The sequence below is a fragment of the Thalassoglobus polymorphus genome (genome assembly GCF_007744255.1).
In the GTDB taxonomy this organism is placed as follows: domain Bacteria; phylum Planctomycetota; class Planctomycetia; order Planctomycetales; family Planctomycetaceae; genus Thalassoglobus; species Thalassoglobus polymorphus.
This window is the reverse complement of sequence record NZ_CP036267.1, coordinates 5,728,403-5,740,913: the sequence shown is the minus strand read 5'-3', so window position 1 is coordinate 5,740,913 and position 12,511 is coordinate 5,728,403. Positions and strand designations below refer to the sequence as shown.

9 protein-coding genes are annotated in these 12,511 nt (G+C 47.8%); 7 read left to right on the top strand and 2 right to left on the bottom strand.

What is annotated here, in order from left to right; all coding sequences use genetic code 11:
- Positions 1 to 98: 98 nt before the first annotated feature.
- On the bottom strand, positions 99 to 479 hold the full coding sequence (locus tag Mal48_RS20790) for a hypothetical protein (protein WP_145204321.1): 381 nt from the start codon (positions 477 to 479) through the stop codon (positions 99 to 101).
- A 357-nt stretch (positions 480 to 836) separates the two neighbouring features.
- Here Mal48_RS20790 and Mal48_RS20785 point away from each other — a divergent pair, with 357 nt between their 5' ends.
- On the top strand, positions 837 to 1,142 hold the full coding sequence (locus tag Mal48_RS20785) for a hypothetical protein (RefSeq protein ID WP_145204318.1): 306 nt from the start codon (positions 837 to 839) through the stop codon (positions 1,140 to 1,142).
- Positions 1,143 to 1,196: 54 nt separating this feature from the next.
- Here the strand turns inward: Mal48_RS20785 and Mal48_RS20780 are convergent, their stop codons facing one another.
- A complete protein-coding gene (locus Mal48_RS20780) occupies positions 1,197 to 2,024 on the bottom strand; it encodes a patatin-like phospholipase family protein (RefSeq protein ID WP_145204315.1) in 828 nt (275 codons plus the stop codon).
- Between the two features lie 733 nt (positions 2,025 to 2,757).
- On the opposite strand from Mal48_RS20780, the gene Mal48_RS20775 reads away from it, so the two are divergent.
- The 6 genes from Mal48_RS20775 to Mal48_RS20750 all read left to right on the top strand — a co-directional run bounded on the left by Mal48_RS20775 (position 2,758) and on the right by Mal48_RS20750 (position 12,420).
- Complete coding sequence (locus Mal48_RS20775) at positions 2,758 to 3,249, top strand: hypothetical protein (protein ID WP_145204312.1); 492 nt, start codon at positions 2,758 to 2,760, stop codon at positions 3,247 to 3,249.
- Positions 3,250 to 3,287: 38 nt separating this feature from the next.
- Positions 3,288 to 4,613: a hypothetical protein gene (locus tag Mal48_RS20770; RefSeq protein WP_145204309.1), complete on the top strand. Its 1,326-nt coding sequence runs from the start codon at positions 3,288 to 3,290 to the stop codon at positions 4,611 to 4,613.
- The gene (locus Mal48_RS20765; RefSeq protein WP_145204306.1) at positions 4,613 to 7,174 is read left to right on the top strand and encodes a GAP1-N2 domain-containing protein; all 2,562 of its coding nucleotides are present in this window, start codon (positions 4,613 to 4,615) and stop codon (positions 7,172 to 7,174) included. The genes Mal48_RS20770 and Mal48_RS20765 overlap by 1 nt, the downstream gene beginning before the upstream one ends.
- Complete coding sequence (locus Mal48_RS20760; protein ID WP_145204303.1) at positions 7,171 to 10,110, top strand: hypothetical protein; 2,940 nt, start codon at positions 7,171 to 7,173, stop codon at positions 10,108 to 10,110. The genes Mal48_RS20765 and Mal48_RS20760 overlap by 4 nt, the downstream gene beginning before the upstream one ends.
- A gap of 83 nt (positions 10,111 to 10,193) precedes the next feature.
- Positions 10,194 to 11,468: a DUF4339 domain-containing protein gene (locus tag Mal48_RS20755; RefSeq protein ID WP_197441878.1), complete on the top strand. Its 1,275-nt coding sequence runs from the start codon at positions 10,194 to 10,196 to the stop codon at positions 11,466 to 11,468.
- Between the two features lie 88 nt (positions 11,469 to 11,556).
- Positions 11,557 to 12,420, top strand: a complete 864-nt coding sequence (locus tag Mal48_RS20750) for a MotA/TolQ/ExbB proton channel family protein (RefSeq protein WP_231739759.1) — start codon at positions 11,557 to 11,559, stop codon at positions 12,418 to 12,420.
- The last annotated feature ends 91 nt before the right edge of the window (positions 12,421 to 12,511 follow it).

The window sequence follows — 12,511 nt, the reverse complement described above, 5'->3', positions numbered from 1 at the left end:
GTCAAACCTTTATTGGGAGAGTCGGGCTCACGATCATGCCGAAAATCGCACGCCCTTCCTCTCAGGTTGTCGCTGACACTGACTCCGCGTCAGAACATCTATTCTTCTTTCACCTCTTCCTGAGGAGCTGGTTGTTCTCCTTTATTTGCATCCTTCACCGTTTGTGTTTTTAACTCCTGAAGGCGTAATTTCTGCCCAGGGGTGAGGAGTTGCTGCATTTCTGCATCTCGTTTTTTCAGAAGGTCTTTCATCTCTTTCCGGAGTGCTTCGAGCTTGCTCTCATAGCTGTCCTGAATGCTGTACAACTGCTGCCGTTGAGAGTTGGTGACACCAAGCTTTCCGAAATAAAAAGGGAGCCGATTTTTACTGGCAGCCTTTGCTTTTGAGGCACTCTCCTGTGCCGAAATTCCCGCAACGAACGTTGTAGAAACAATCAAGGTTGTCAGCAAAGCGAGCGCAGTGAAATTGAAACGATGCATTAAATATCCCTTCAGGAATCACGATGATCAAAACACAGACTGAGCGCACGGCCTGTAACAAGTGCTCTGATTTATTGATGATGGATCTAAAACACGAGTTTCCAAGACAATGGCCAGTCAACTTTAACATTTAACAGCAGATGCAATCGCAGTCTGCGTGATACTGAGTGACCATGCTGGTGTTTTCGTTATAAGCCATAATGTTGTAAGTCATAGCAATGAGGAATGGCCGTGCAAGCCGATGGAACACTTTGTTAGAGCGTGGTTTGCTAGAGCATGGTTCCCATGAATCACGCATTAGTGAAAGTTACGATGCAAGTGATCAGGTATCAAGAATCATTCCCCCGGATCAGTCTAATGAAGTGTAAACACTCACGGCAGCAGTCGCTTTGTAATCGCGATGAACTCCTTTACGGTAAAGTCGTTTTCATTGCGTTTGAGTGTTATTCTGTCGGTCACGTTCTGGTTGCCAGAACATGGCCCTTCCCGGAAGAGCGGGCTGAAGATTCGGATCGCCGCCGGGAAGTGTTGACCAGTTCAATAGGGCATGAGGTCATGCTGTTTCATCGGTTGCTTGTACGAGATTCTATCTCGTGGCGTCAGTGTATCGACGTTGTGGAAACGTACTTCGCGGAGAAGAGAAGCATTGGAGATGCTCTCTAACCAGTCCGGAAACCTCTGGGAAAGCTGCTTTTCTCAGCGTTTGAGAAAGTGGTTTCAAGTTTCAAGGTGAGATCTCAAAACTTCTCTGAGTTGTTCACAAGCTGCCTGGGTTTGCTCTGTGATTTGCGAAATCTTATTGAACTCCATGACGCGCACCGCGTAGATCTCTGGCGAGAGGTAAACATCTGGTCGTCGTGCCAGGAGTTTTTGTTCAAGGATTGACTTCTGCATGATCTGAAATGTTCCCAGAATACATTCGATCAGGTTTGGCGGTTCCGAATGATCGAGATCTCGATGGCCCATGATGTCAACGGCAATCGTAAAGTCGCAATCATTGAATAAGAGGTCAAACGGAACCGGATTGACTGCCCCTCCATCGACCAGCAAGTAGTTTTCATGCTGCACAGGAGCAAAGAGCCCCGGCACTGCCATGCTTGCCCGGACGGCAGTCATCACATCCCCAGAGTCAATGACAATTTGCTGTCTTGTCCAATAGTCTGCAGCGACGATCTGCATGGGGATTTTCAGGTCGTCAAATGTGTCGATTTGATATAGGTGCTGATATTCTGCCAGAAATCGTTCAGCATCCATAAGACCTTGCAGGCCCCAGCTTGGGCTCAAAAGTTGCAGCCAATGCCTCGCGGGGCCGTCATGGCTGAACCATGATGAGACGGGGATATCTTCAGAAAGGATCAGCTGATGGGCAGCATCTTGCAATTCGGAAGCAGTCGTTCCGCTCGCGTACGCCGCGCCTACGATTGCACCGATACTTGTTCCAGCAATCCGATGAGGTCGGATTCCGAATTCATCAAAAACTTGAAGGATCGCCAGATGGGCAAGTCCACGAGCCCCTCCACCTCCTAAAGCCAATCCAATCTTCATCTCACGGCATCTTTGTTTTCTCTGGAGCTTCACTTCGAATATTTCCCCAGAATTTCTTGATGTAGTTCTGTGCAGGAACGATCACACGCTTGTTCTTCATTGCATTATCGAGTGTCACTCATCTTATCGCATTTCCACAACTGCCTGCATCAGTGAGCGTCGGAGTTCAGTCAGGGCAGGAGGAGTGTCGCTTCGAGGTTTCCCACTCAGTTTAGAACTGATCCTGAAACTAATACTTGCTCTCTCAAACGTTAAGAAAAGTGGCTATTCCAGAGGTTTTCGGGCTGGTACTACATTGTTCTCCCTCAAGAATGGTTCACGTAATCTGACCTGAGGAATCAGGCTCACTGACTGAAATTTGTGATTTGCCCCGCATCGAGACCGGTGAGGGCTCATCTTGCCGCACAGCAGGCGACGGCAAAGCTTTACGTTTTCCGACTGGTGTTTGCATTCTTTTCGCGAAAACTGATTCGCGGGCCGGTTCTATTATTTTGAGGCGATTTGCGTTTCGGGTTTAGTGTCAGTGATATGCAGGTGTCAAAAATTGAGAATCGAATTTTGCGTGGTTACCCTCACGTGTGCGTGGTAAGTGCAGCCCCGGGTGATGAACGCGAAGCAGATCGAACATTTATTTGTTACAGGTTGTCAACAGTTTAATCTGCTATTATGATCATGTGTATATCACATTCTAATAAGGTCACGGGCCATGAAACAATTAGGTTGCTGGAAGGGCATGCGCCAGATACTCTTGCTGGCGATTCTGACATCGGGCTGTCCTCAGGCGCCTCCATCCTCTTCGCAACAGCCTGAAGTTGAAGAAGTATCATCACAGGCGGAGGAGCCCCCTCAAGAGCCCCCTCCGTCCCCTGCCACAACAAACGACGCCAAGCCTCCGAATCCAACCAGGGAAAATTTCACTCCTCCGGGCCCAACCCAAACTCCTCCACAAAAAGACTTGGACGACAACCGTCAAAGCGATCTTTCTGCAATCGAAAACTCGCGACGACTCTTTAAAGCATCGCAATCAAAATTTGCAGCAGGCCAGACAGCCGAAGCTTTTGAAGATGCGAGAAGATCCTGGAGCCTCATCAAAGATGTTGATGATCCAGAAGCAGAAAACATGAAGGGAGAAGTCTTTAGGCACCTGAAGGCTGTTGTTTCAAAACTCAAGGTAAACAACAAGGGAATTTCGTCAGATCAAGATCGCCCACTGTTGCTGAAGTGAGTCTGACAAGTTTCCCGTTTCTTACAAAAGGTACATTTATGACAGTGAATTCTGCTGCGGTTCCCAAGGTAAATCGTTCGCTGAGTCGTATTACGTGTCCACACTGCTGGGAAGTGTTTCCGCCAGAGAAAATACTTTGGGTGGCAGAACATGCGGACCTGCTCGGGGACCCAATGCTCGGCGATGAGGAAATGCAACGCTTTTTGCCGACGAGATTTACAGTTGGCGGTGATGCCATTGATGCACGTGGTTTTCCGTGCCATGTGCTTGCCTGCCCTCATTGTCATCTGACGATACCACGCCCGATGATTGAGCTTGAACCGTTCTTTATGTCGATTTTTGGGGCGCCCGCGAGTGGGAAATCTTATTTCCTGGCATCAATGACATGGCAACTGAGGCAAACACTTTCTTCAAAGTTCGGTTGTTCGTTTAACGATGCTGATCCGGGGATGAATCAACTCTTAAACGAGTACGAAGAGTCGCTGTTTCTCAACCCCAAGGCAAATGAGATTCTGCCACTCGCAAGCCTCATTAGAAAAACCGAAGAGCAAGGGGATCTGTACGACTCTGTCTCTTACGGAAACCAGGTTGTGAGTTATCCCAGACCCTTTCTGTTTGCAATGCAGCCAGAGAAAGGGCACCTCCATGAGGCACAAGTGGACAAGATCGGGAGAGTCGTTTGCCTGTATGACAATGCAGGGGAATCCTTTCAGCCGGGCAAGGATAAAGTCGGAAGTCCACTTACCCGGCATATGGCTCACTCAAGAACATTGATGTACGTCTTCGATCCGACTCAGGATGGTCGGTTTCGAAAGTCCATGGACAGCCTTTCTAATGATGAAGGCGAGATCGCCTACTCAGAAAAATTGAGTCGTCAAGAACCAATTCTTCAGGAGGCTGCTTCACGGATCCGTCGGTATGCCAAGCTCAGACAAACGGAAAAGCATCGTCGACCGTTGATTGTGGTGCTGACGAAATATGATGCTTGGTCTCATCTCTTAGCACCACTCGTTGGCGAAGATGATAACTCAGAGCCTTTTAAGGTTGTTCAAGGCAAGTCCGGAAAGAAAGTTCATGCTTTGGATACTCCGCGAATCCAGCGGTATTCAAAATTCACTCGGAAAATCTTGATGAATAGCTGTCCGGACATTGTCGCTGCAGCTGAGAACTTTTCCGATGAAGTCATTTACATGCCTGTGAGTGCGGTCGGTTGGTGCGCCCGGAAAGATCGTGAGAACGGAATGCTTGCGATGCGTCCTTCCGAGGCAAATCCATTCTGGGTGACTGTCCCGTATTTATATTCGCTTCATCGCTGTATTCCCGGATTGATTCCGGGGATCAAAGCTAAAGAAGGAGCAAGCTGATGCAAGAGTTGCTCTACACATCTGCCCCCAAAGGTTTGAAGCCTGGAAGCCGTGGGTTCTGTACGGTTCTCAGTTCTTCCGGGATGCCAGCTCCGGTCGCGACGGCCCTGGAAGGTCTCAGTGCATATCGACCAGTGTTTCCGCCAGGGGATCCACAAGCGAAGTTAAACCCTGTCGTCTCTTCACACATACTTTTGTCTCTCGTGGGGCAACGTCGGCATGTGCTCTCTCGTATTTCTGATCACGGATTGGATTATTCTCAACGAACAAACAAGCTGGCCCACCATGTTGTGCTCGAACGGGAAGACCGGCCCGCTGCTGGTCCCGGGTGGTTTCTAGGAAGTTCCGGTTTGATGCGTTCAGACTGGGACGGCGTACCGCGAGTCGTTCAAAATGAGAGAGTCATCCCTTCTGAAGAGATTCAGCCGAAAGTCTGTCAGGAATGGAAAGAAATGACGGGCGATGCAGGCTGGGGAGGCGTTCTGGCCGAAGCCTTTCTTGCTGATCCGAACAGACTCGTTTACATCATTCTCGAACCAGGCATGGACCTGTTGCCATTAATCGAAGAATCGATTGCACTCCTCCCGACCGAAAAACGCTGGGACGTGACCTTCAGCACTTACTTTACCAAGCTGCCTAAAGGAGCAGTTTGCCAGTGTCGTTGTGTGTTGGCAGGGTCGTCGGAGGCCAATGAATCTCGACGGCATGTCAATGCATTACGGATTGATTTGAGTCAAGATCCCGGAGTCGCAACGGGCGGCGTTTACGTCACGGCAGCCCGGACAGGGGAACTCCCTCTGGACTCAAAACCGGTCGCCCCGCTCGCTGAGGACAAAGTCTCCGATGGGAACAACTCCGAAGCTGGCCCGCCATCCATAAAGATCGCTCAAGATAAATCAACCCCGCCAAAACCGATCCCGCCGTCACGTCGTCGTCAGAACCGTAAACGGAAGGCTCAAAAGTCAAACGTCGGTCTATGGGGTGCGTTCTTTGCAGTTTTAACTCTGCTGGTCGCCGTGATTGCCATCTTGTTGTTGAATCCCCCTGAAAACGTGCCGCAGAAAGAGACGGTTGCAAAGAACGAAAGTCAGGAAGAATCAGGTCCCGAGGGAGAGGGGGAAGGTCTTGAGAAAGAAACTGGGGAAGATGATTCAAGAAATTCGGGAACAAATAAAAAGGCAGATAAGGAGACAGACACCGCTGGAGAAGGCGCGGAGGCTGGAGCTGACGACACCGAAGGCAGTATGGGACAAAGTGCTGAAGGTGCTCCTGTCGCAGAAAAAAAGGAAGGTGAATCAGTCACCGCAGGACCGTCGCCCGACAAGCAAGAAGCCGAAGAAAAAGAGCCGACTTATACAAAACCCGGGATTTTTAATTGGTTGATAGACGATCTCGCGAAAAGTGACGGCAAGCTCGTCTACGATAAACTTCGGCTCCCGCCTGATGCACCTTTATCTCTCTCACTGTGGGTCCCAAATGATTTAGTTTCCAATTACTCTCACTCTTCACCAGAAAAAGAAAACGATAAGCCATATGGTAAAACCAGAATCCAAGTTAAGGATGAGTACGGTGGAGGATGGAGTCAATATCTAGTTTGTGGATTGACACAAACCAGTAGTAACGAAAACCACCTAAGGATATCTCTTAATGTGGAAAAACCTGAACGCAATAGACCAATTGATTTTATCAAGAGGTTTGTCGTAGAGATTGTCAACGGTGATACAGATGAGAAGTGGACAGTTTTGCTGGTAAATCAATCAATAGATGATAAGTCAACTGGTGACCAAGGATTCTTCTCGTTGGGTTTCAATGCTTTGTTCACTGAGAAAGAATACTCAGCAAAATTGAAGATCGATAAATGTAAAATTGCGATTTCAGGAAAAGAATTCGATCTGGTATCCGAAGACAGGGTTTCAGAACTGGAAATAAGGAAGGGTGATGAGCCCCGAATCTCTTTGGAATCAATAACTATAAATCAAATCCATAAGTTTTCTGATGATTTAAGAAATGCTAAGGGAGTCAGTTTCGATGAGGTGGATAAATCTCAATTTGAGACATTTGTGTTGCTGAAGACTTCGAGTAGAAGGGAGGTTGATTCAAAGTTAGTTTTTAATTCAAACATAGATAGATTGAAGAAAATATTGAATGAAGCACCTGCGTTGTTGGTCTCAAACTTGAATTCAGAAGCTAATGGTTCAAGTAAAAGTAGTATGAATTTGAAAGTGCTCAACCTGAGCAATGTAGAGTCAATAGAGAAAATTGAACACAACATGAGAGTTTTGAGTAATAAGTTGACGACAATTTCTATGAAAGATTCAAATGAAGAAGACATGAAAACACAACAACTTATAAAGAGGTTAAAAAGTCTGAAAAAAGGGTACATGAACGTTAAGGTTTTCGTCCAAGAAAGAGATGCTCTACTTAAAAGGATCGATGAAGCCAAGTTGACATATGTTTCGATTAAACAACACGGAACAAATGGTGTGGAACCGGGATATTTCCCATTCGTCGAGTTTGGGGCTCCAATGAACAATGATGATGAACGGGAGGGCACCAAATGATTGATTACCAGTCGGTGGTAGATGAAATTCGTTATGCGATTCAATCAGAGGATTGTGAATTAACAGACGATCTTCGGTCTGCGAATGCGCAATATGTCGAGGCGTGTCGGGACATCAACAAGCGATTGCGTCGGGTCGAAGAGTTACTGAACGCGGGGCTCCGCTCAGAGGCAATTCAATTCGGAGAAGGGCCGCCGAATGTGATCGAAGTCGTTTCGGTATTGTCATTTCCAGAAGCAGAGGAGTGGTCGGGAGTTGTCCTTCTCTACGATCTTCCTGCGGCTGAAAAAATCAAGATAAGTATTGTTGAGCAACTCAGCGAAGCTCAATTGATCGAGGAGCCTCTCCAGAATTTACTGGCCAGGCATCGGCGTTTGTCCCTTGCTCGCGCACCGCTCCAGATGCGGCTTGATGTGCTTAGGCAACTGAGACAGGAAGACCCGGAAACATATACCTGGGATGAGGATGTTCGGACTTTTGAGCAGGCTCGATTTAAGGAGATGGCGACTGTTGCGAAAGAGGCTCATCAAGTTGGTGACAAAGAGCAACTCAAGCAGGTTTTTGATGAACTCAATTCAGGAAAATGGCTGGAGCCCGCGCCGAAAAAATTGATCGCCTCTTTGCGAAAAAGCCTGGCAAGCCATAGTAAAAAGGCGGCCAGACAAGAGGTTGAGGAGTTGGCTGAGCAACTCGAACAAGCTTTTTCTGAGTTAGACATTGAACAAGCAAAGTCACTTCGAACCCGCTGGTTACAGGTCTCTAGAGAAGCAGCACTCCCCCACGATGCTCCAACGTTTGTCAGCGTGGCGCCTGTCTTGGGATGGATCTCTGATGAGGAAGAGAGAGAGGCAAACGAGAAAGCCTACGAACTGGCAGTCTCTCGTCTGGAGATTCTTTTGAACGATGGTGGGTCGATCGAAGAACTCGAAAGTCTCGAACACGAAATACTGAGCCTCGAAAAAGCGGTTCCTGATTTACTCGCCAATCGGCTTGAAAATCGTCTTGAAACGCTCAGGATGGGGGAGGTCCGCTCGCATCGACTGAAACTTGGCGGGGTGGTCGCAGTCCTGGTCCTACTGACAACTGTTGTTTCGATTCTGGGATACCGTCAAGTCCGCTCAAACGCAGTCACAACATTGGCAAATCATGTCGAGCATCTGTTGGATGAGGAGCAGTACGATAAGGCCGAAGCTGCCCTGAATAGTCGTTCAGACGTCTTGCAGTGGCCAAAATTACTGAACCTTCAAACACGGCTGGATCAAGAAGTTGAGTCAGAGTCAAATCGTGTGAAACAGCTTGATCGACTCTCTCAGCTTATTGAAGAGGCTGATTCATACGAAGCGGCAATGCAGCTTATTGAACAGGCAACTCCATTTGTCAAGACAACTGATGACGAGTTGGAGATGCAACGAATCAGCAGCGAATGGGATAATCGAAATCGTCAGGAAATGCTGGCAAAACAAAGAGAAGTGCAAGACGCTATTTCGCAGGTCACTTCACAGCTCATCTCTGCTGAGGCTGAATTGAGTGCGGACCCGCAAAGCGAGTCTCTGCAGAAGAAGCTTACGGAGATTGGAGCGGCTTTCCCTTCAATCCTGGCGAAGTCGAAGGGGCTTGACTCTTCCATCAGCGGGCAGATCAATAGTCTCTCGTCACGTCACAAACATTTGATCGATGAACGCAAAAAACTTGTGGAACTCTTCACGAAGCGATCCAATGTGACGACTGCAGCTCTCATCACAAAAAGCCCAATTGATGTGAAGTCCGACATTGAAGATTACAGGCAGGCACTTGAGCAGTATGCAAACGTGATCGAAGACGAGGATTCATCAAAGTTACTCGCTTCCGTGGCCTCTGAAGCTGAGCTTTGGAGTGCGGGGTTGGAATGGTCGGAGCTCACACGCAGTTGGAGCAAACAGTGGCCGACCTCTCCAAATGAGGTGGCAAGCCGCATTCAATCCTGTGAGACATTTCTCAACGATTATCCGACTGCTCCCGATTTAGAATTGCTGAACAAGTACATCACTCAGCTGAAGTCGATAGAGCGTCGAGTTCCGATTACTGGCGATACATCACCAAAGTTAAAGGACAAACTCACAAAGATTCTGGCGACACCGCTGATTGCTGATTCGTGGATTCTGCAAACCAAACAGGGGAAGAGATATTATCTGCCAGAAGAGAAGAAAATAAACAGTGGTCTGTTCCGTTTTAGCCACTTCGTCGGGTATGGCGCCGATGAATTGCGAGAATGTGGTGATGTCAAATTTAGCGACCTGAAAAACTTCTCGGCTGTTCGATCACCTTGCAGCGAAGTTGCAGATTGGGCACAACGAGAATTGAATGAGGTTGACGCTGCAAACTGGAATGAGTTCTGTAAGGATCTCGCTGATTCGATTCTCAATAACGGACAAATGAACGCATTCCTCAAGCTCGACCTGCTGCGTCGAGTTTTAGAAATGGCGGCAGAAGGTGATGTCTTTTTAAGTGAGGCACTGAAGGCGCACATTGATATTCTTCAGGGAGCCCAGATCAGCCCGGTTGCTCGATGGATGAATCCAGATGATCTGGAAGGGAAGGCAGCGACAAGTGAAGCATCGCAAGTCCTGGAGAAAATGAGTCGCCTGAAGGGGTTTGATGAAGTGTGGAAAGAGGCCGCCAATTCTCAGGCAGCAATGGGCCGCCAACTCGATTCTGAGACCATCATGGTTGGGTGGATTCGTGCAAGTGTTCCACAAGTTTCCATGGAGACTCAATGGGAGTCAAAGGGGGCCTGGGATTTGTACGTTGCTTTCACCGATGCTGAAAAAACATCATCCCAATGGCGAAATATCGGGGAGGTGAAAACCGGGAAAATCGAGCTCAAGTCCTCTGCGAAATCCTTTGTGGTTCCCGGGCGTCCGGTTTTCGCGATGCCTCGTGAAGTGGCATCTCCCTGATTCTCTCTGAGTTTGCCTGAAGCGAGAGTTACTGACAGAGATTCTAGCGCTCTTGAACAAGTTAAAGGTTTGTTATGTCGACTGTGGATAATCAGAAGTATTTTGTTCGAATTCGTGGGAAAATAATGGGGCCATTCACCCTCGATCAACTTGCCTCTTTGAAAAACCGAGGGCGGCTCCACGATGAACATGAAGTTTCAACCGACCGTAGCACCTGGGTTCCAGCTAATCGAATAGAGGGACTGTTTGAACGGAAAGCTGCTGAAGCAGTCGCTACGAATCACCAAGAGGTTAAAGAAGAAAGCACCGCTTCCGAAGGTTCAACCTCTTGGTACTACACCATCGATGATGTCCAGAAAGGGCCGGTTTCTTTTGCCAAGCTTGAGAAGCTTTGCCGCAACGGAAGAATTAGCGATGACGATCTCGTTTGGAACGAAAATCTGGATGAGTGGATTGCGGTTTCAGAAGTTGATGGACTTGAGACTTCGGGAAATGTCAAAGTTAAAAAGCAGAGCAAGGAGAAATTCCCAACTTTTCGAAGTGACTCACACGGACAAACTATCTTCTGGGACGCACTCCTTGATGGTGTTCGAAGCACCATTACGGCAGCAGGGCTTGAAGCCACCTTTCATGGAATGATTAAACGTGGCAGCCTTGCCATGACAGTCGCGATAATTTCATGGTTTGGAGTCGTTATCACGCAGGGCGTCAAGTCGGATAGTATTCAGGCCATACTCTGGGGCATGTGCTCGGTCCTGATACTATCTGCTTTGAAATATGTTGCTGTGCACCTCAGCTTTGCTTCTGAAGAACTGGTGCGTAACACTCCGAACACCTTGGCGACTCCGGCATTCCCCAATGCAATTTCAGTGCTCCTGTTGTCGACAGGAGTTGGGATAGCAGGAATTTCGGTTTATTATGCTTTGGAAAGAGATGATCTGGTTATGAAAATACTACTGCTCTTAGTAGCAGGTGAGTCGCTCGTTGTGTTTATTGGCTCTGCGTATGCGACGCTTCGTCCAGATTGGCTGAACATAAAAATTGAAAGTGGAGCCAACGCCGCACTGGAAGGAGTCGCTGTTTTCTCGATGAGCCTCAAGCTTTTGATGAGGTTGCTGACAGTCGTTTTTTGCGTCAGTGCATGGATAGGAGCTGTCGTCTTAATTACCAGCAATATTTGTTTCATCATTGGAGGTGAATGGCTTCTCACAGCGATAGCTCTTTCATCGGTTGGGGTGATGCAGTTATCAGCTGCGAGCATTGCACCACTCATCGGGTATTTGTTTTTTGTATTCTGGTCGATATTCCTCGGTACAGCCCAGGCGATTCTTTTGCTTTCACGAAATGATAAATCCTGAGTTTTCACCGGGTTTTCACCGAGGGACAATTTGTGTGAAACAGGTGAGATTTCAAACTCTAATCATTTAATTAAGGTGATAATTCTTAATGACGCTTTCAACAAAGACCGAAGACGAGAAGCTTGTGTGGTTTCGGTCTGATCCAGAACAAAAGATGATGTTTCAGGGAGGGCGTTTCACACGAGTGAATAAGTTTTGTTCATTGCTACTGGCTGTGATCGGAACCGTCCTGTTTTTCCTGATATTGATTCCTTTGCACAGTACTTACTTTGCAGCGATGTTTACTCAGCGTGGAGCAGTTCCTTATGTGATCGTCCTTTTTTTTAACTGGTCCATTTCTATTCTTGCGTTAAAAGCGTCTAAACTCCGTCTTCAGCGCGCGGCACTGAAGTGTCCACTCATTCCCTCAAATCCGGAATTTGTACTTTCGCCGTCAACGGTTGGAGAAGTCACAAAGCGGATGTATGAATTCGTTGACGAGCCGCGCCAGTTTCTGCTTTTCAACCGAATCGATATTGCACTCTCGAACCTCAGGAATCTGGGGAGAGTTTCAGACCTAGACGAAATCTTGAGATCCCAAGGTGTCCAGGATGAGTCAATCGTTGAAAGCAGCTACTCCTTAATAAACGCTTTTGTTTGGGCCATTCCAGTTCTTGGATTCATAGGGACGGTTCAGGGACTGTCATTGTCGATTGGAGGCTTTGGTGCTGTTCTCGCCAAGACTCAAGAGTTGAGTGAGATTAAATCTTCACTCCAGAATGTCACTGGTGGATTATCCGTTGCATTTGAAACTACGCTTCAAGGGCTCATTGCAGCTCTCGTTGTGCAGCTTGTGCTTTCATTTGTTAAGAGCAAAGAGGAAGAGTTTCTCGACGACTGTAGTGAATACTGTGTGCGAAACATCGTCGGAAGGCTTCGTCTGACTCCGTTTGAAATGGACTCCGCTTCATGAGGCATCGTAGAAAACGATCTGGGCCAGTCCCGACGCTTTTTGCATTCCAGGATATTATCATGTCTACGATTGGGGTCGTGATCATGATTGT